Source organism: Bdellovibrio sp. HCB337, from assembly GCF_047302465.1.
Taxonomy (GTDB): domain Bacteria; phylum Bdellovibrionota; class Bdellovibrionia; order Bdellovibrionales; family Bdellovibrionaceae; genus JACMRP01.
Genome location: NZ_CP178621.1, coordinates 3,737,390 through 3,756,171, shown reverse-complemented (window position 1 = coordinate 3,756,171; position 18,782 = coordinate 3,737,390). Strand labels below are relative to the sequence as shown.

At 44.7% G+C, this 18,782-nt stretch carries 16 protein-coding genes; 9 read left to right on the top strand and 7 right to left on the bottom strand.

From position 1 onward, the window contains the following. Window positions 1-363 precede the first annotated feature (363 nt). From ACLWBB_RS18085 to ACLWBB_RS18070, 4 genes are all read right to left on the bottom strand, one after another. Complete coding sequence (locus ACLWBB_RS18085) at window positions 364-2,427, bottom strand: sensor histidine kinase (RefSeq protein WP_413288967.1); 2,064 nt, start codon at window positions 2,425-2,427, stop codon at window positions 364-366. Then, complete coding sequence (locus tag ACLWBB_RS18080) at window positions 2,424-3,788, bottom strand: response regulator (RefSeq protein ID WP_413288966.1); 1,365 nt, start codon at window positions 3,786-3,788, stop codon at window positions 2,424-2,426. Before ACLWBB_RS18080 ends, ACLWBB_RS18085 begins: the two co-directional genes overlap by 4 nt. 305 nt (window positions 3,789-4,093) lie before the next feature. Beyond that, window positions 4,094-4,411, bottom strand: coding sequence for a hypothetical protein (locus ACLWBB_RS18075; protein WP_413288965.1), 318 nt, complete (start codon window positions 4,409-4,411; stop codon window positions 4,094-4,096). Between the two features lie 148 nt (window positions 4,412-4,559). After that, window positions 4,560-6,278, bottom strand: a complete 1,719-nt coding sequence (locus ACLWBB_RS18070) for an ABC transporter ATP-binding protein/permease (RefSeq protein WP_413288964.1) — start codon at window positions 6,276-6,278, stop codon at window positions 4,560-4,562. Between the two features lie 71 nt (window positions 6,279-6,349). Between ACLWBB_RS18070 and ACLWBB_RS18065 the strand changes: the two genes are divergently transcribed. The 4 genes from ACLWBB_RS18065 (at window position 6,350) to ACLWBB_RS18050 (ending at window position 10,153) form a co-directional block, all read left to right on the top strand. Continuing rightward, window positions 6,350-7,597 (top strand): OmpP1/FadL family transporter, encoded by a 1,248-nt coding sequence (locus ACLWBB_RS18065; protein WP_413288963.1) that lies wholly within the window; start codon window positions 6,350-6,352, stop codon window positions 7,595-7,597. Beyond that, window positions 7,598-7,882: a 2Fe-2S iron-sulfur cluster-binding protein gene (locus tag ACLWBB_RS18060; RefSeq protein WP_413288962.1), complete on the top strand. Its 285-nt coding sequence runs from the start codon at window positions 7,598-7,600 to the stop codon at window positions 7,880-7,882. A gap of 69 nt (window positions 7,883-7,951) precedes the next feature. Continuing rightward, window positions 7,952-8,932, top strand: coding sequence for an MBL fold metallo-hydrolase (locus ACLWBB_RS18055; RefSeq protein ID WP_413288961.1), 981 nt, complete (start codon window positions 7,952-7,954; stop codon window positions 8,930-8,932). Window positions 8,933-9,049: 117 nt separating this feature from the next. Further along, window positions 9,050-10,153: a PQQ-dependent sugar dehydrogenase gene (locus ACLWBB_RS18050; RefSeq protein ID WP_413288960.1), complete on the top strand. Its 1,104-nt coding sequence runs from the start codon at window positions 9,050-9,052 to the stop codon at window positions 10,151-10,153. Window positions 10,154-10,164: 11 nt separating this feature from the next. Here ACLWBB_RS18050 and ACLWBB_RS18045 read toward each other — a convergent pair whose 3' ends face one another. Both ACLWBB_RS18045 and ACLWBB_RS18040 read right to left on the bottom strand, forming a co-directional pair. Beyond that, the gene (locus tag ACLWBB_RS18045) at window positions 10,165-10,773 is read right to left on the bottom strand and encodes a hypothetical protein (protein WP_413288959.1); all 609 of its coding nucleotides are present in this window, start codon (window positions 10,771-10,773) and stop codon (window positions 10,165-10,167) included. A 234-nt stretch (window positions 10,774-11,007) separates the two neighbouring features. Continuing rightward, complete coding sequence (locus tag ACLWBB_RS18040; protein ID WP_413288958.1) at window positions 11,008-13,284, bottom strand: transglycosylase domain-containing protein; 2,277 nt, start codon at window positions 13,282-13,284, stop codon at window positions 11,008-11,010. Between the two features lie 56 nt (window positions 13,285-13,340). Between ACLWBB_RS18040 and ACLWBB_RS18035 the strand changes: the two genes are divergently transcribed. From ACLWBB_RS18035 to ACLWBB_RS18015, 5 genes are all read left to right on the top strand, one after another. Then, the gene (locus ACLWBB_RS18035) at window positions 13,341-13,619 is read left to right on the top strand and encodes a DUF507 family protein (RefSeq protein WP_413288957.1); all 279 of its coding nucleotides are present in this window, start codon (window positions 13,341-13,343) and stop codon (window positions 13,617-13,619) included. Beyond that, window positions 13,616-13,891, top strand: coding sequence for a DUF507 family protein (locus ACLWBB_RS18030; protein WP_413288956.1), 276 nt, complete (start codon window positions 13,616-13,618; stop codon window positions 13,889-13,891). Before ACLWBB_RS18035 ends, ACLWBB_RS18030 begins: the two co-directional genes overlap by 4 nt. Beyond that, entirely contained in the window at window positions 13,878-14,438 is a 561-nt protein-coding gene (locus ACLWBB_RS18025; protein ID WP_413288955.1) for a co-chaperone GroES, read from the top strand. The genes ACLWBB_RS18030 and ACLWBB_RS18025 overlap by 14 nt, the downstream gene beginning before the upstream one ends. A gap of 21 nt (window positions 14,439-14,459) precedes the next feature. Next, the gene (locus ACLWBB_RS18020; protein WP_413288954.1) at window positions 14,460-15,875 is read left to right on the top strand and encodes an alginate export family protein; all 1,416 of its coding nucleotides are present in this window, start codon (window positions 14,460-14,462) and stop codon (window positions 15,873-15,875) included. A gap of 99 nt (window positions 15,876-15,974) precedes the next feature. Then, window positions 15,975-16,610, top strand: a complete 636-nt coding sequence (locus ACLWBB_RS18015) for a carbonic anhydrase (protein ID WP_413288953.1) — start codon at window positions 15,975-15,977, stop codon at window positions 16,608-16,610. Window positions 16,611-17,209: 599 nt separating this feature from the next. On the opposite strand, the gene ACLWBB_RS18010 is transcribed toward ACLWBB_RS18015, so the two are convergent. Next, a complete protein-coding gene (locus ACLWBB_RS18010; RefSeq protein ID WP_413288952.1) occupies window positions 17,210-18,697 on the bottom strand; it encodes a hypothetical protein in 1,488 nt (495 codons plus the stop codon). Window positions 18,698-18,782 lie beyond the last annotated feature (85 nt).

The following is an 18,782-nucleotide window of genomic DNA, read 5'->3' as shown; positions in this document are numbered from 1 at the left end:
TGAGATGCCCTACCTATCTTGTCAAGACACGAAGAATATGGATTTTTTAAGAAAACTTCTGAGAAAAAGTCACTTTCGCAAACACGCAAAATATTTTTCTCTTTAATAAGTTTAGGTGAAAGAACAATTCTAAATGTAGCGATCAGATTCGAAACTGATAGAATTTTTCGATGGTTACTTTTTTAGTTGTTATTACCAGCCATTTACAGAAACTTTATTTCCTGCCTCGCTCATAAGAGTCCATAAAGATTTTTTGGCAATTTCAAATACTCGTAGAGATTATCGCCTAAAAGATCTCTCATGACTGATTCACCTTCCTCTTCTATATTGGCAGAAGGAGCACCGCGAAGAGCATATTAGCCGTTAGGCCGCCTTTCTCTGGTTCGTCGGTAGGCGTATAATGAAGCAAGTATGAGGAGACTTATGGTCAATACTGAGCTGACCGCCATGTGCTTTAACAATGCCCAAGGAAATGCTCAGTCCCATGCCTGTTCCTTTGCCAATGCCTTTGGTGGTGTAGAAAGGCTGAAATATTTTTTCCTCGGTTGCCTTATCAATACCACTTCCACTGTCGGTAACGCGGATTTCGATCCACGAGTTTTCGTTGCGTGCTTGAATTTCTACCCACTTGCTCTCGAGATTTTCGATGGCGTCGCTAGCATTGCCAATCAGATTCAATAGAACCTGACTAATTTGGATGGACCGGCATTCCAGAGAAATTTCCGGTGCGATATTCATCTTCAGCTCTATGCCATGCATGCGAAGCTGTTCTGAGCAGAGGATAACAGTTTCTTCGACAATGTTTTGCACTTTGCAGGCTTCAAATGGATCGGAATTGCCATCTCGCGCAAAGGTTTTTAGACCTTTCACGATTTTGGCAACACGATCTGTAGTGCTCTCGATACGTTGGAGTTGTGTCGTTAAGTTATCGAGATCAGGAATGTCACTAAGAGTTTCGTGAACCAACTGTGAGGTGAGAATTTTGATCGTCGCCAAAGGAGTATTGATTTCGTGTGCGATACCTCCGGCCATTTCCCCGAGCGCAGACATTTTTGAGGCCTGTAAGTTGATGGCTTTTTGCTCGTCGAGCTCTTTAGTTCGTTGTCCTACCAAAATTTCTAGATTGTGACTATGTTGAGCCAGTTTTTCATCACGTTCTTGAATCGCGGCGGTCATTTCATTGAAGGAAGAGGCAAGTTGGCCAAGTTCATCTGTGCGTTTGAGATCAATCTTTGTAAAAGTCCTATCGCTGGCGATTTTGCGGGTGGCTTCAATAAGTTGGCGAAGTGGAGCCGAGATTTGATTTTTTAGGACAAAAAACAAGACACAGACTTCGACAAGAAGAGAGAAGAGCCCGGCGAAAAGTACGAACAACGCGTTTTTCGCGGCCGCACTACGAATAGCGCTATAAGGATAGGATGTGACAAGATACCAGTCCGGTCCGTCGATTTTTGCAACTGCAAGACTGTCCTTTCCATCTGGAGAATCCACCAATTCGATTTCGTTTTTAACTTGTTTCACGACCTCAAATTGAGCCTTTAGAGTTTCATCGTTGCTTTTTTGTATATCAAACTGACCAGCGTGTTCTTTAATCGTATTGTAGTGATTAGGATGAAAGATAAGGCGTCCATCCGTGCGTACTATGTAGTAATTGTTGGCGCCAGAAAGACGTTGCTTGATAGTACGATCTAAAATTTCATTCACCATAAGGTCATGATGAACAGAGCCAAGGAATTTGTTATTGACGTATATGGGAGTAGAGGCTGTCACCATCCAAACGGCGCTTACTTTGTCATAGAATAATCCAGTCCATGCGGTCTTGCGGTCCGGGTCTTTATTGGGGGTGGAAACTGTGTAGTATTCTTCGACCGTAAGATCGAAATCGTCTTTGGCATCCATCACCCAATTTGGAAATTCGGGCCAATAAAGCACGATCGCATTTTCAGGAAACGTAAAATACAAGTCTTGAAATTGATGGCGATAGGGCAGGCCAAAGCGATTGGTTACTTCATATGCTGCTAAAATACGGGCCTTGAATTCTCGAGAAACGGTGCCTTTAGGTGAAATAAAAATTCCAGAGTCTTGTTTGCCATTGAATCCCTCGTTGCGATTGCGAATTGTGCCAGAAGTATTCTTCTCTGTTAATGCCGCAAATTGTTGATCCACAAGAGGGCTGTTCGAATATTTTTGATAGTGCTTTAGAAATTCTGAAATGATAACCGCGTGATTGTCGCCCGCTTCTTTAAAGGGAACTTTTTCGCGGCTTGCACGTTCAGAGATGAATTGTTGCACATTTTCTTTTACTTTTACCTCTGTGGTTTTCATGACGTGAAAATAACTAATAAGTGTCACGACAAATATGACAATGGCGATTCTAACTGCCATTTGCAGAAGAGTTTGTTTTGAAATGCTCTGGGGCTTACTCATGCTACGTCCTTAATGCTGTGAACGACTTTCTTTAGTGCTTCAAAGGACTGAGTATCTAGTGAGGCAAGTTTAAAGGTTTGCATCGCCTGAATCGCCGCAGTCGCTGTTCTTGGCGCCGGATTTTGAGGTCCCTTGATGGTGTATTCGCAAAAGACATTGGCGACAGAGACAATCAGTGTGAAAGGATGAAGTTTAATTTTAGTGAGTCCTTGAGGGAAGCCCTGGCCTAAAACATCTTCGTGGTGCTCGTAGGCTACCTGAATAACTTCTGTTGGAGCCGTCTTTAGAGACTGCAGAATTTCCATGCCCCGGGTCGTATGAGTCTCCAGTAGAGCGCGTTCATGTTGGGTCAATGTCGAGCGTGGTTTCAGCAAGAGTTCTTCAGGGATTTCTTTTTTGCCGATATCGTGAAATAGACCCGCAAAAGCGAGCTTGAAAAGAGTCTGTGGTGACTGCCAACCTAATTGTTTTGCAATCATCACTGAGAAGGTGCTGACTCCTAAACTATGGGCATAGAGATAATCTGTATGGTTGCTGAGAAGATTTAATAAAGTAAAGGTTTCTTCGTCTTCAGTCAGGATTTCCATACTGGTTGTTAGAAAGTCTTTAGCATTTCTAAAAAGAGCCTCGTCGGTGCCTGTGACAAAGGCTTGTTGCATGACCATTTCGCCCGTGTACTGCATAAAACGCATCTTTTTGGTTTTATCCACTTGGCCGCTGCTAGAGACGGCTTTAGAAACCAACAAAGTAAATCCGACAAGTTTATAGAAGTCCTCCTGACGAATAAAGAGATGCGTTACGCCCTTGCTTTTAAAGGCGTTGATTTTGTCTTGAGAGAGTTTTCCGCCTTTATGGGCGATTTTAATGTATTTCGTATTAGACATGCGAAGGTAGATGCCATAGTCGGTTTCTTTTTCCGTGATGAAGTCTTCAATAGGCAACTTGCAAAACTCTTTGTCGAGATCTTCTGAAGCGTTAGGAAGAGGATTCTCTGCGGGTTGTTCTTCCTTGCCGATGAGTTTTTCGATATTTGCTAAAAGTTCTTCTTCTTTAAAGGGTTTTGCCAAGAACTCCTCGGCACCTAAATCATGGGCTCTTTGAGTCTCTAGAATGTGCGAAAAGCCCGTCATCAGAATAACCGGCACGGGTTTGTTTTTTTTGATCCACTCAAGAAGGTCTACTCCTGAACAGTGAGGCATTTGAATGTCTGAAATAACTAAATCTACGGTTGTGGTAGCCAACAATTCTCTGGCAATTTTTCCGTTTGGAGCCTCGATAACTTCGTAGAGTTTTTTTGACAGCGTACTCTGCAAAGCACTTCTAAAAGCATCATCATCTTCGACTAGCAAAATCTTTTTCATGTTTCCCTCGCCTCAAATTTATCGGCAAGTTGCGGTTCGAATTGATGTTTTGCCCAGTTTTTTTAGTAGGATAGATAATTGAATAAATTCAAATAGTTGATATAAACTAATATAGTTTATTATTTAGTTTTGTTTAATTTTTTTTGAAAAAACCTGTTAAGAATCTATTAAAGACCTGTAAAAATACCCGGATCTTGAGTGTAGCCTTGGTAATATTTGGGAACATATCGTCTAGGTAAGACTAACAAATAGTATCGCATGGGTGATCCCAGCATTTTCGCAGTAGATGAGGGGTTGAACCTCGTTTATAAGTTTTTGTCTTTAAATGCCTGGCGGATTTGCGCCATAAAATCGCTGAGCAGCTCGGCGATGGCTCCTAGTTGCCACGCACGCGGCCAGCCAGCCATTTGCTTTTTGTTATGCAAAGACTCTGAGCTAAAGAGCTTGTTTTGGGCACTTCCCACGACAGAAATATGAAATTGCTCGCCTTGATCAGAGATCACCAAGCGCGCTTTGCCGTCTGTCGGTGCTTCATTTAATATTTTTTGCGCGATTCTGCGCACGTCGCGATCGACTTCCTCGCGAGGCTTAAATCCGCGGTACTGGACACGTTCTAAATCCAACTGCGCCTCCTCTATAGAGAATACGCCTTGGCAGTCGCTTTCGGTTAATATTATTTTTTAGCCAGGACTACAGGCTACTGCGATCCACAAGAGTTTGTGGACGCTCACGTAGGGAAAATCCTACATGGAGATCCATGGACGGATTTATTTAGAAAGAGCTTTTCGTAAGATCCAAAACTTGGCTATGAAATTCTTTAAGACTCTCGTGGTGGGCGACGCTCACGATCGTCATTTGCGGATGGTTTTCGATCAGAAGCTTGTAGAGATGGTGTTGAGTTTCCTCATCCACTGCAGATGTTGCTTCGTCTAAGAAGACCACATCTGGTTTTTGCAGAAGAACGCGGATAAAGCTGACTCGTTGTTGTTCGCCGGGGGATAGCTTCTGATCCCAATTATCTTCCACATGCAGTGAAAGTTTTAGGTGTGAGAGTTTGCACGTGTCTAAGAGCTTTGAAACCTGCTCATCCGAAAAAGACTCTGCTGGTAGTGGGTAAGTCAGACTTGCTTTCAGGGTATCCACTAGCAAATAAGGCTTTTGCGGAATTGTTAACATTCGCATGTTTTCAGGGATAGAAATCTGGCCTTCGTGATAAGGCCACATAGATTGCAGAGTGCGAATCAAAGTACTTTTGCCATATCCTGATGGGGCTTTAATTAGCAATCTTGTGCCCAATGGAATTTGCTGGCTTAGGTTTTTCAAAAGAAGCTTTTCATCCGGAGTTTTGAGTGTGAGTTGCGAGATCTCGATCTCAGCGTTCTTTGTAAATGTGATGTTCTTAGTTGCTTGCGCCTGAGTGCCTTTGGCGTTTTGCATGTACTCAAAAAAACCGCCCAGACGATCTACGACGGATTTTAAGCGGGCCAAATCCGAGTACAAAGTGATAAAGACAGACACGGATCCTTGCACTTGGCCGAAGGCGCTGCTGATTTGAAAGAGCTGTCCAAGAGAGATTTCTTTCAGGAAAAGTTTCGGAGAGGCTACTACGAACGGGAAAATATAGGCCAGTTGTGAGTAGGTGTTGTTCACAAAAAGTAGTTGTTTTTGCTTTTCGATGATTTCTTTGAAGTTTTGAATTACTTTTGAAAAGCGTGAGCTTAAATTTTTCTTTTCGATGGGTTCGCCGTGGGACAAAGCGACGCTTTCGCTGTTTTCTCTAAGACGAACGAGTGAGTAACGGAAGTCTGCTTCGAATTTTTGCTGTTCAAAGTTTAGATTCGCTAATGGACGTCCTACTTTGTGCATAATCCATGTGCCGACAATCGCGTAAACTAGGCAAGTCCAAACCAAGTAGTGAGTGAATTCGACTTTGTAGCCAAAAATATTTTCAAAAGTAAAAGAGCCAGAGATCGCCCAAAGAATTCCGATGAAAGAAACAAAAGTAATACCTTCACGGAAGATTTTTTCCCCTGAGCTTAATACCAAGTTGGTGAGCTCGCGAATGTCTTCTGAAAGACGCTGATCGGGGTTGTCATTCGCATTTTCTGAAAGCTGCCAGAAGTAGTAACTTTTGTGAGAAAGCCACTGCTGCAGATTTTTTTCTGTCAGCCATTCTCGCCAATCCAGCATTAAGCGCTGAATGATAAAGAATTTGTAAACGCCAACGAGGACATAACTAAAAGCAACCGCGAAGAAGATCCAGAGCTGTTTGAAAAATTCTGCTCGATTTAAATTCTGGAGAGCATCGTAGAAAGCTTGATTCCATTTGTTCAAAAGTACCAAGCAATAGACGCTGGCGCCGATCAAAGCAAAAGTAAGTAAGAGATAAAACCAAGCACGTGCTTTCTTCTCGGACTTGGTCCAAAAAGGAAATACCATCTCGCGAAGGACTAAGCGAATTGTTGAGGATTTGGTATTGTGCGCATTCATGGAAACTTCCTAGACTTTTGCTTCACTTCAGATTCTAATTTTGCAGTACTAGCTAGTGGAGACGCAAGGGAATGTCATTAAAATACTACATCAGTTTGTCGATCCTATTGGTGGTGCAGACCTCCATGGCAGCTTTTTCCAACTACAACTCCATTTTGATCGGAGACCAAGCGGCCGGCATGGGCGGAGCCTACACGGCAATGACCAGCGACGTATCAGCGTTGGCCTACTATAATCCAGCAGGTTTGGCATTTTTGGACGGACATTCTTTTTCTGCGGCGGTGGGGATTTATAAAAAATTTGATACGAGCTTCGGAGAAGAAGAGGACTATACGAAAGCGCCTCTGCGTATTAATCAAGGTTTCTTCAGGGCCATTCCATCTTCCACAGGCAACGTTTTCAAAAAGGGCGACTACACCCTGGCTTTCTCTATCGTCGTCCCAGATTTTGATAGCTTCAAAGGGGATCTGCGCAATAACAACGAGAACATCACGACGTTGTCTTACATTGACGAATCTTTATGGGTTGGTGGGGCTGCTGCAAAAAAAATCTCTGATACCGAGTCTATGGGTTTGACGGTGTATTATACCGCACGCAGCTATACTCGTTCTTTGAATGACCGTAGTTTTCCAACGGCGTCTGAAGCGATCTTGTTCAACTCAGAGAAGATCTTGGTAGAGAACGCCCTAGTAGCTATTTTGGGATACCATCTTGATATGTCCGAGAAATGGTCCTTCGGCGCCAGCCTAAGAACTCCGAGCTTGCCAGTAAAAGGGACCGGTTCCTATTTCTCTTCTCGTGTAGAAACGAATCCGTACTCAGTTACAACGGTGAATCGACCCGATGAAAAAAGCAATGTGAACATTCCTGCTAAATTTGCACTTGGCGTTGCTTATCGTGAAGGCGATGATGTGCGAGTTTCCGCAGATGCTAGTTTCTATCAATCCCTGGAGTACAAAGATTTTAATGATCCCGCAATTGGTACGCACTGGAAGCATTCAAGTATTTGGAATTTAGCTCTGGGTTTGGAGAAACGAATTTTGTCTTGGATGAAAATACGTACGGGTGTATTTACAAACTTCTCATCACATCCCAATCCAGACTCGTCTTTAGCTGGCAGTCAGCCGGATAAAGTCGACCAGGTCGGCTTTAGTGCGAACCTTGTTTTCAACTCTGGCGATAAGATTGATTATACTTTCGGGGGCTACTACACTGGAGGCCGAGGAAAGTCGATGCAGCAGATCAATCAAACGACGGAGGAAGTGATCGTGACCCAACATGTATTTACCATGTTAGTGGGAACGGCCTTTTCATTCTAAATGTCAGACGTAAAAGTAGTTTTTGTTATCAATGGCAAAGAAGTCACTGCAAGCATGAGCGAGTATGAGTCCGTTTTAGAGGCGGCTTTGAAAGCGAAAATCGGCCCACCTTATTCATGTTTGGAAGGTGTTTGTGGAAGTTGCTCGGCTGTTCTTGAAGACGGTGAAGTCGACTCGATCGAGGGTCGAGTAAATACTGAGTCCAGAGACCGAACATTCAAGACTTGTATGGCTCAACCTAAGTCTAAGTTTTTGCGCGTGAATTACGACAAGGCAAATACCTGAGTAGAGTCTTCTCGACGATCAACAAATATTATTTGCCTGCTTAAATATCCCCAGTCATCCTGAGTGGGTATGTCATTAACTATGAAGTATTGGGGAGTTCGAGGTTCATTACCATCATCCCCATCTCCAGGAGATTGGAATAATCATATTGAGGGACTTCTTCGCGGGTTCTTCAATGCCGGATTGCGTGAAGCTTCCCAGGTTTCCAAATACATTGATTCTTTAGGCACTTCTCACTTAGGCGGCTATGGTGCTGCAACAACTTCTGTAGAAGTAAAAAGTCCTCGCAGCCGTATCATTATCGATGGTGGCAGTGGCATTCGTTCTTTAAGTGAACAAATCATGAGTGGTAAGGCCGGTGCTAGCAAAGGTCCTTTCCATATTTTCATGACTCATTTCCACTGGGATCACGTGATCGGATTGCCTTTCTTTACTCCGCACTTTGTTCCTGGTGTGCAGATTCACTACTACGCGGTTCAGCCAGACCTGGAAAAAAATATCCGTCGCGTGTTTGAAAAGCCTTATTTCCCTGTACCATTTGAATCTTTGGCTTCAAAGATTCATTTCCATGTTCTTGAGCCACGTAAAACGATTGAAGTGGATGACATGAAGGTTACGCCTTATAAACTAGACCATCCGGACCCTTGCTGGGGCTTCCGCGTTGAGTGTAATAACAAAGTTTATGCTCACTGCGTGGATACTGAGGGGACTCGCGTATCTCGTGAAGAGTTGGGCGAGGATCTTCCGCTTTATCAAGGTGTGGATTTAATGTACTTCGATGCTCAGTATACATTCCCAGAGCTGGCTGAAAAAGCGAACTGGGGTCACAGTGCTGCGCAAGTGGGACTTGATATCGCTTTCCGCGAAGGTATTAAGCAAGTTTATTTTGCCCATCACGATCCTGGTGCGACTATTCAACAGGTCCAAGAGTTGAAACGTCAAACGCTCGAGTACTATGACTGGCGTTTGAACACTGCCAAGGAAAATAACGAAGGCCTGCATCCTGTGCAATGGGACTTTGCTTACGAAGGTCTGACAGTCAAAATCTAAATTTATAGCTACAAAGACTTATCTTTTCTGCAAAATCACAGAGTGTTGTTTTGTCTTTTCGGTTGTTCTCGAAGGGCCTAGGCATATAATGAACTTCTGCTTCTAAAGGAGTTCAGCATGATTCGACAGTTTGTTTTAACGTCTGTTTTCGCTCTGACTTTTTCTCAAGGTTCTTATGCCAAATCTTATCAGTCCGAAGGACAGAATTTTGAGTTTCAAACTTTGACTCAGCAGAAGGACACCGTTTGGGGTTTTGATTTTTTACCTGACGGCAAAATCATTTTTACGGAACGCTCGGGCGTCTTGAAAATCTTTGATCCCAAAACAAAAGCTACTCAGGTCATCAAAGGCACTCCGCAAGTGTGGGCAAGTGGTCAGGGCGGTCTTTTGGATGTACGCGTACTTCCTGGAAGCGCGAACAAAATTTATCTGACATATTCGGAACCCATCGGTCAGGGGGCCACGACGGCCTTGGCTTCTGCGACTTTGAATGGCGCTGAATTGCAAAACCTTAAAAAGCTTTTTTCAGCTCAGGATGCTAACAGCAATGCTATTCACTTTGGTTCTCGAATTGAATTTGATGGCAAGGGCCATGTGTTTATCACAGTCGGAGATCGCAATAACAGACCTCAAGTGCAGAGTTTGGGTTACCACCTAGGAAAAAGTATTCGTCTGAACGAAGACGGAACTGTGCCCTTGGACAATCCTTTTGTAAAAATAAATGGTGCGAAGCCCGAGATTTGGACTCTGGGGCATCGCAGTCCTCAAGGGCTTTTCAGAAATCCCGTAAGCGGCGATTTGTGGCTGGTTGAAATGGGCCCCTTTGGTGGCGATGAGATCAATCTATTAAAGCCTGGTGCCAACTATGGCTGGCCTGTCGTGACTTATGGTCGCGAGTACACCGGTGAAAAAATCGGCGAAGGTACAGAGAAACCAGGTATGGAGTCACCAGTAGCTTATTGGGTGCCGTCGATCTCTCCGTCAGGTGCGAACATCTATCAGGGCGATGTCTTTCCGAAGTGGAAAGGCAATATCTTCCTTGGCAACCTTGGTGGCACACACTTGCGACGACTGGCAATGGCTGATCGCAAAGTTGTGAAACAAGAAGAGCTTTTAAAAGATTTGGGATTGCGTTTTCGTAATGTGCGACCAGGACCAGATGGATTTTTGTATCTTTCTACAGATGACGGAAAAATCGCGCGCCTGATTCCTGCTAAATAATGTGACTTGAATTATTGAACTAAAGAAAGGAGCTGACGATAGTTTTCAGCTCCGAGATGTTCTACCATCCATTGATTGTGAAGCTTGATCGCTTCTTCTTTTAAGAACTGTGAACCGACCATGCCGCTGTTGATCTGGCGATTGTAGACTGAAATCTCTTGCGCATGATTTTTTTGTTGTTGGTAAACAGCTTGAATCTCGATATCGCGAAGGCCCAGAGCTTGTCTTAAGAACTCAGTTTCTTTGTTATCGTTGAATTCTCGGCTTTCTTTTTCAGCGATAAGAGCTTGTTCCTCAGCTGTGATGTTTGCATCTTCAACTGACAATACAGCTTGTGCTGGAATTTGTGTTGGAGCCTGCATTGGAACTGGTGCAGGAATGGAAGCAATCGAGCGCGCTTGCGGAGCTGGTCTTACTTGTTGCGGGCGTACTTGAGCGATCTTCGTCTTAGGCTTTTGGACTGTATTTGAACGTATTTTTTGAGGCTGAGTTTGGCGAGCGATTTGAGTCTTAGATTTTGCTGGAGACAACATTTTTTTGACCAAATGAGTGCACGAAACTACCAAGATGAAAACTAGAGGTGTGATCATGTAGATGTCGCGATTATCATTGTGATTCATGAAGCTCCCCGTTCTTACAGAGAGTTATTTCAATTAACGAGCCAACGTTAAGTCTTTGATATCAGGCGAGATCATGTCTCGCTCGTGTTGAGATCGTTTACAAGGTATGGGGTGAATGCGTGGAAGTATTGAAAAGGACTTAGGTATTCAAGCCGCTCAACCTGTTTTCAGGTGTTAGAATCACATCGTCTCATTGCTGCATGAATCTCATACTGAGACGCCTTTTATTGGAATTTAAAAGCTAAAAAATCCAGGTTGCGTGCCCTTACGGAAAACAAGTTCTACTTCCGGCAAAGGTTCTTTCATCGGCACATTCATTTCACGCAATTTATTTTCATCAAATTTAACGAGTGTTGTGCCTTCAGGCCATGGGAAATCCGTTTCGGGATCTTCAGCAGTCGCGCGCTTCATGAAGTCTGTCCAAATTGGTACCGCACCACTTGAGCCCGTCAGCTTGTTTTGTGTACTTGTATCGTAACCAATCCAAACGATCGTTGTGCGATAAGGAGTAAAGCCCGAGAACCAAACATCGCGGCTATCGGAAGTTGTTCCCGTTTTACCTGCCGCTGGACGAGTAAATCCGCTGGCACTGACGTAACGAGCAGTCCCTGATAAAATCGTTTGTTTCATCATGCTGACCAAACTTGCAACGGCGATCTCGTCTTGCACTTGTTCAGAGCGGGGAATGAAATTGAAAACCTCTTCACCCTTAGAGCTGACCACTTTTTGCACGAAGCTGAGATCTGGTTTAGAACCCATTCTTGAAAGTGTAATGTAGGCTTGCAAAACTTCTTTTGGGTAAAGTTCGAAAGCGCCTAACGTTACGGACGGGAAGGCCTTGAGTTCAGAAGTAACGCCCAAAGATTGAGTGATGTTTATGATTCTATCGAGACCCACTTCAAGACCGAGAGACGCGGTGGAAGCATTCAGGGAGCTCTTCAGAGCGAAGAACATCGGAACCATCCCGAAGTATTCATTTCCGTAGTTGCTCGGAGACCACGTTTGACCTTCGTACTTGACCGTGAACTTTTCGTCCTTCAGAGGAGAAATCGGTGTGAATTCCTTGCCTTCTTTGTCTTTGGTTTGTAGCGCCGCTAAATAAACGAAAGGCTTCATCGTCGAGCCCACCTGACGGTGACCATCGATGGCGCGATTGAATTGTGTAAGACGATAGTTACGTCCGCCCACTGCAACTTGAATCAAGCCGGTCGCTGCATCTGCAGAAAGAATGGCGCCTTCAAGAGTTTGGCCTTTTTCTTTTTGAGCTTTAACAAGTTTGTTCTGTGCTTCAAGCTTTTCAAGATGCCCCTTCAGCGCTTCTTGAGCAAACTGTTGGGATTCAAGATCCATCGCTGTATAGATTTTAGCGCCGATGGCTTCGATATTCAGAGCTTGAAGCTGCTTACGAACGGCGTCCAGATAGTAAGGAGCAGTTTCGGTTGCGAGGCGTGGTTGTGCCGTAGGAAGAGGTATTTTCTTGGCGTTCTCGGCCTCGGTCGTTGAGATGTAGCCATGCTCAACCATTTTATCCAGAACGAGATTGCGGCGGTTAAAAGCGCGAATCGGTTGTTTGAACGGATTGTAGAGCCCCGGGCTGTTGACGATCGCCGCCAGTAAAGAACAATCGCTGAGGTTCAAGGAAGAGATGTCTTTGTTGAAATAAAACTTTGCAGCGGCCCCGAAACCGCGAACCTGGAAAGGTCCGTTTTGTCCCATGTAGATGATGTTGAGGTAGGTCTCTAGAATCTGATCTTTGCTAAAGCGGGACTCGAGCATATAAGCCATCACGAATTCTTGCATTTTACGCTTGATGGTTTTTTCGCTGGTCAAAAAATAGTTCTTAACAAGCTGTTGGGTGATGGTACTGCCACCCTGAGCAGCACGGCCCGAGGAAATGTTTTTTATCAAAGCGCGGAAGATGCCTTTGTAGTTAACGCCCTGATGTTCCAAAAAACGGGGATCCTCGATCGCCATTACGCCGTTCGAGCAATAAGGTGGGACCTTTCCAAGGGATTGTTCCTCTTGCATGATGGGGTCGATGCCTACGTATTGGGCTACTAGAGTGGGTTCCAGCTGGATTTCAGAGAGTGTTTCCAGCGGAAAAGCCTTAAAAATCTGCTGAATGCGGCCTTCCGGATCAAAAAGCAGGATGCGAATATCATTCTGCGCCTGGCCAGGTTCGACGTCTTTTTTTACAAAAGCCAAACACGTTGTAAAAACCACGTCTTCAGCAATACGAAACAGGGCGCGGCATTCAGGGGCATTGGCCTTCAAAAAGTCCCCAGGTAAGAGGCGTTGCTGCCAATCTCGAGAGCGATAATTCTGGTTTTTGAGGGTACGTTCAGACTTATCCACAGTTTGTAGCGAAGGTGTGTGGAAACGGTATGGAGCGGCATAGTACTCTGTGGGCAGAAGAATGCGCTTGGCCTCGAGCTTCTGATTCATATCATCTTCGAGTGTGAAAAAAGCGTAAGAAAACGCTCCCGCCAGAGTGATGATTGTTAGCGTCACAAAGATTGTAAATAGAAGGAAAATGTTCTTTAATCTCGTCCGAGGCATGCATCATTATGAAATTAACCGCCCAGCAAATTCAAGTCTTAGCTGAAAAAATTCTGAATCAGTGGAAAAAGCAAAATCTTATTGTCTTCAAAGAAGACGAAAAGAAAGTGCTTGCTCGTATGATTGAAATCATTAAAGAAGATTACGACCGCGAAGCAGCTCTGGATAGAGACGTTAACGCCATGCTGGATGAGCTCGAGAAGAGCAATCCAGGCGAGTTCCAGCGTTTTAAAATGTTTCCCATTCTAAAGCAGAAGCTCGCGAAAGAACGGAAGGTGATTTTATGATCATATCCGGAGATCGTCAAAACCACTTGGCTCACATTGTGACCGACGGTGTTTGGGGCGATGATATTGCAGATTTTATGGATGATGACCAAGCGTTGAGAGCGGCAAAAATCGCTGTCGGCGAATTCGTCAAAGAAGACGAAGACCTCGATAAAAACGCCCGTGCTAAAGTGGCTTCCTTGAAACGCAATGTGATGGAAGGCACTCCTGAGTGGGACGTGATGTATAAAAAATATTACGAAGAGGAAAGGGCGAAACGTGGCCAAAGGTAAAAAATCCGTTAAGAAGAAGCCAGCAGCAAAGAAGCCTGTAAAAAAGGCCGTTGCCAAAAAAACTCCAGCTAAAAAAGCTCCGGCAAAGAAAGCCGTTGCGAAAAAGGCGGCTCCTAAGAAAGCGGCAGCTAAAAAGCCTGTTGTGAAAACAAAAGCAAAAGCAAAATCGACAAAGCCAGCTCCTAAAAAAGTTTCGGCGATTAAGAGTGCTCCAGCAGTGGTTGTCAAACCAACTAAAACGATCGACCTCAGCAGCTTTGTGACTCCGTTGGATGACCGTGTGATGGTCCAATTGACGGGCGCTGAGAAAATGACAGCGGGCGGACTTTATATTCCTGATACAGTGGCGGACGTCTCTGGAAACTTGCAAGGTTTTGTAGTTTCTGTAGGCCGTGGTCATCGCAATAAGAAGGGTCATGTTCGTCCGATGGATTTGAAAGTCGGCGACAAGGTTCTTTTCTCTGAGTACACAGGCTCAAAAATTAAAATTCAAAATCAAGACCTTTTGATCATCCGTGAGGGTGATGTATTAGGTGTTGTAGGTTAATTCAGAACAATAAGGTGAATAATGACGTTGAAAAATAAAACACTTCTTTCTGTAGCAGCACTTTTGACTTCAGTGATGGCTTCCACGGCTAGCGCTGTCAGCATTGATTGGAAGGGAACTTATCGTTTTGAGTGGACTCAAGTAGATCGTCCAAGTTTGGCGACTCCTTACGGAATGAAGTCGTATGGTTTGAACTATCTTTCATTGAGCCCAAAAATCATCGCGACGGACGGTGTGAGCATCGTTTCAAAATTTGATGTTTTGGCAAACCAAGATGCTGCATACCAAAATGCACAGTTTGGTCAGTTGTGGGGACAGGGTTGGCCGACGGCAGCGGCGCCAACATATCAAAGAAACACGACTGCACAGAACCAAAAATACACCCAATTGTTAGTTTCTCAGTTGTATTTGAATTTGAATCAAGAGTACGGCGCATTGGTAGCGGGTCGTGCTCCGATCGAGTTCGGTATGGGGATCACTCACAATGCCGGCAACGGGTTGTTTGATCACTGGGGCGACACTATGGATGTAGTGGGCTACAAGTTCATCATCGACAATTTCTTCATCATGCCAATGGTTGGCCGTGTTTATGACGAAGATGTTGCTCAAGGTAATACTGTTCAAGACACCATCATTCACTTGCAATACGAAAGCAAAGAATCTGGTTCTTTGATCGGAGTTATGCAACAGAATCGCAAAGCAAGTCTTGGCGCGAACGATGCTCCATACACTGGAACTGTCGTAGGGAATTACAACGTTCAAACTATCAGCTTTGTATTGGGGCGCGAGTGGGAAAAATTTGCGTTTAAAATGGAAGCTGGCTTCAACAGCGGTAGCACGGGTAAGCAATCTGGAGCTGGTGAAGATGTAAAAGCCAACGGTTATGGTATCGCAACTGAATTCAACTTCCCTCGTAAAGATTCCAAATTTGAATGGAGTCTACGTGTAGGTATGGCGACGGGCGATGATCCAAACTCATCTGGAACATACGAAGGTTTCCAATTTGACCGTAACTATGATGTTGCGTTCTTGATGTTCAATCATCGTTTGGGACAAGAGGATTTCCTTTCTACCGACATGATCAAGGACACTACGAAGACAGTAGCTACTTCTTTAGATGATGAAGCGATTAGCAATGCGATTTATATCTCGCCAAAATTCACATACGTGTGGGGCGATCGTTTAGATTTAAATAATACGCTGACTTATGCGCAACTGATGACCAACCCAATCGCTGGCAACAGCGGTTTTCAGAAGGATCTTGGTTTTGAATGGGATATCGACTTGGTTTACAAACCTACTGACAGAATTCAGTGGATCAACCAATTGGGCCTTCTGTTCCCAGGTGCAGCCTTCAAAAATGGCAATGGCGCTGGTGGAAATTTAGACAATGCATTTACGTATGGTTTTGCAACAAAAGCAGCCATCAGCTTCTGATAACTTTTTTGCAGACAACGTGGTCTTCAGCTTAGATTGCAACTTAGACTCCGAAGTCGGTGGCGAAGGGCCCGGGAGTGAAAGCTCCCGGGTAATTTTATGCCTTTAACTAAAAAATTAGATTTGATTGACGGATTCCGTAAATTTAGACGCAGATATTTCATCCTCGATAAGGATTTGTATCTGAATCTCAGCACAAAAGGGCAATCTCCAAAAACTCTTCTGATTGCCTGCAGTGATTCTCGTGTCGATCCCGCAATTCTTCTTTCTTCAGAGCCAGGCGACCTCTTCGTAATTCGTAACGTAGCGAACTTAGTTCCTCCGTACGAAGAAGGCGGCGGCCATCACGGTACGAGTGCCGCGATCGAATTCGCAGTGAACAACTTGAAAGTCGAAGACATCGTAGTTCTCGGTCACGCCCAATGCGGTGGCGTCGCAGCTCTTGCAGCCGGGCAAGCCGCTGAAGGCGGAAGCTTCATCAGCAAATGGGTAAACATCGCTGCAGATGCGAGAATTGCAGCACTAAAAAAAGAAAGCCCAGATAACTTCAAACAATTCTGCCACGAGTGCGAATTGGAAGCGATCAAGGTCTCAATAAAAAATCTAAAGACATTCCCATTCATCCAAAAAAGATTAGACGAGGGTAGCCTCACAGTATCGGGATGGTACTTCGATTTGGAAGTGGGCAAAATGTGGGAATACTCGGAAAAGGGCGACTCTTACATCGAACTTTAGTACTTGTCGCGAGGGATTTCCGGTTTGGGGGAGGGCGGGGTTTTTGCTCGCTTCCTTCAGTCGGCACGCCCCTCCAGGGCTCGCAGCTTCGGAGCGCTTGAGTACAAGCACTCCGAGGGCCATCCAGGCCCCGCTGAGGCCGCCCGAAGAAATCGACCAAAAACCCCGCCCTCCCCCAAACCGGAAATCACCGGACAGCACAAAGAAAATGTAAGAGCGTTCCTCGTATGGCGCGCAAAGAAATACAAAAAACAAAACTCACAATTTAAAAAAAGTAAATTTCTACGGAGCCTGCTCGGCATGCGCGTAATCGTCCGTCCTTTTTCTTTTTGGGTTTTGTTTGCAGACGAATTTTCGGTGACTGGGTTCTGCGAAGTTTCCGAAGGGTGCCTCGACGGGCCCATGGATGGGCCCTTCCGGCCGGTACTCCGGGTGGAAGAGTCGCGAGCCTGGAGGGCGTGCCCCGCAGGAGACTTCGCAGAGCCCAGGCGCCGGAAATTCCCCCGTCAGCAAGTACAAGACCCAAAAAAAGAGGACGGCGAGTTCTTCCTGAACTCGCCGAAGGATTTTGTCCTTTGAATTTGATTTCGTTATTTAATTTAGTTACCGCGGATGCTGATAACGTTTGTGCCCGGAGCTGCGATCGGTTGACCGCCTACTGGTAGAGCTGCGCCTGTGCTCATAAAGCTTGTTGGGATCGCAGAAGCTGGGATTGCTTGGATCGTTGCAGTTCCTTGACCAACATTAACTCCAGTCGCCAAGATCGTCGGAGTCGAAGAACCAATTACGTTTGAAGATGTCAAACCGTTGTTGATTACATAGATACCGCGACCGATGCTGCGCATTTGGCCGATAGGACCCAAAGAGTCGCTAGAAACCAAGTTGCCGTTGCTATCCATCATAAGACCGCTTTCGCTCAGTGGGCCTGATGCGATTACGTAAGTGTGAGGGTTCATTCTCATACCTTGGATGATTGGTTGTACTACGTCAGAGAACTGAGTCGAGTACAAATCAACAGCTTTGTTTTCGCTGATCATTTTGTTGTAGTAAGCGCTCTCAAGACCAGATTGCAAAGTGTAATCAAGGTTTGAAGCCATTTGTTCAGCCATGCTTCTTCTGTTGAAACCATCAACTTGCCATCTCATAGCTTGTTGTGGATTTGTAGATTTCAAAGATTCTGCACGTTGGAAGCTCTTTTGAGCATCTTGGTTAGCTTTGATAACTGCTAATGCTGACAATTTTACTACGCGTTCACGAAGGTAGTTATGCTTTTTAGAGATGCTAGCAAGCATGTCTTCCAAGATAGTTTGACCTTCTTCACGACGGTCAGAGTCGCGCATATCAGACAATGCTTCGATCAAACCTGGTTCAACTTCTCTTTTGTACATACGAAGTACGTCTTCGCGAGCGTGTTCTTTCTTGCCGTTAGACAACATAGCTTTCAAGCCGTTAGCGAAGCAAGACATACGAGCGTCGTCTTCTTTTCTGTCGCACTTCTTGTTCAATGCGATCATTTCTTTGTCTTCTTTTTCTTCGATTTCAACGGTCTCTTCTTCGTCTTGTTCTTCTTCGACTTTCTTCTTTAACTTTTTCGCTTTTTTAGTAACTACTTCGTCCAATTCCTCATCAGAAACGTCTTCTTGTTCAACATCTTCTTCTTTGGACTTTTGGATAACTTCCTTCACCATTGCTTTACGCAAAGCTAATTCTAAGTCTGCTTTGCTGCTTGTGAAGTTTTTAGGTAAAAGATATTTCTTACCGCACTTATCCCAGCAGAAACCGCTTTCTAGTTTCTTTGGAACGATGGCAGTTGTAGAACCGTCTTCTTCTTGAACGTATTTGATTTTAAGGCGACCTTTTTCAGTGATGATACTTTCAAATCTCGGTTCGATGTCTTCTGCGTCGACTTCGTCTAATTCTGTTTCTTCAACATCTAAAAGCTCTTCGTCAGAGACTTTCTTTTTTGAAGCGAAGTCTGCTACGCCATTATTTGAACCAGCTAATCCCATAACAAGATTAAAGCTAAGAACCGTTGCTAAACAGGCTGCAAGGGCCCATTTCTTTTGGGGTTCGTTGAGTTTTTTCATATCATCCTCCAGTAAATGAGCCAGCCTGGCTCTTGTTTCTATGAACTAGTAAAGCCAGACCTGCGCCAACAAGAAAAACTAGGGA

Excerpts from the sequence above, each read along its gene's own strand:
- ACLWBB_RS18085 (WP_413288967.1), bottom strand. The coding sequence starts at position 2,427 with ATGAGTAAGCCCCAGAGCATTTCAAAACAAACTCTTCTGCAAATGGCA.
- ACLWBB_RS18080 (WP_413288966.1), bottom strand. The coding sequence starts at position 3,788 with ATGAAAAAGATTTTGCTAGTCGAAGATGATGATGCTTTTAGAAGTGCT.
- ACLWBB_RS18070 (WP_413288964.1), bottom strand. The coding sequence starts at position 6,278 with ATGAATGCGCACAATACCAAATCCTCAACAATTCGCTTAGTCCTTCGC.
- ACLWBB_RS18065 (WP_413288963.1), top strand. The coding sequence starts at position 6,350 with ATGTCATTAAAATACTACATCAGTTTGTCGATCCTATTGGTGGTGCAG.
- ACLWBB_RS18060 (WP_413288962.1), top strand. The coding sequence starts at position 7,598 with ATGTCAGACGTAAAAGTAGTTTTTGTTATCAATGGCAAAGAAGTCACT.
- ACLWBB_RS18055 (WP_413288961.1), top strand. The coding sequence starts at position 7,952 with ATGTCATTAACTATGAAGTATTGGGGAGTTCGAGGTTCATTACCATCA.
- ACLWBB_RS18050 (WP_413288960.1), top strand. The coding sequence starts at position 9,050 with ATGATTCGACAGTTTGTTTTAACGTCTGTTTTCGCTCTGACTTTTTCT.
- ACLWBB_RS18045 (WP_413288959.1), bottom strand. The coding sequence starts at position 10,773 with ATGAATCACAATGATAATCGCGACATCTACATGATCACACCTCTAGTT.
- ACLWBB_RS18035 (WP_413288957.1), top strand. The coding sequence starts at position 13,341 with ATGAAATTAACCGCCCAGCAAATTCAAGTCTTAGCTGAAAAAATTCTG.
- ACLWBB_RS18030 (WP_413288956.1), top strand. The coding sequence starts at position 13,616 with ATGATCATATCCGGAGATCGTCAAAACCACTTGGCTCACATTGTGACC.
- ACLWBB_RS18020 (WP_413288954.1), top strand. The coding sequence starts at position 14,460 with ATGACGTTGAAAAATAAAACACTTCTTTCTGTAGCAGCACTTTTGACT.
- ACLWBB_RS18015 (WP_413288953.1), top strand. The coding sequence starts at position 15,975 with ATGCCTTTAACTAAAAAATTAGATTTGATTGACGGATTCCGTAAATTT.
- ACLWBB_RS18010 (WP_413288952.1), bottom strand. The coding sequence starts at position 18,697 with ATGAAAAAACTCAACGAACCCCAAAAGAAATGGGCCCTTGCAGCCTGT.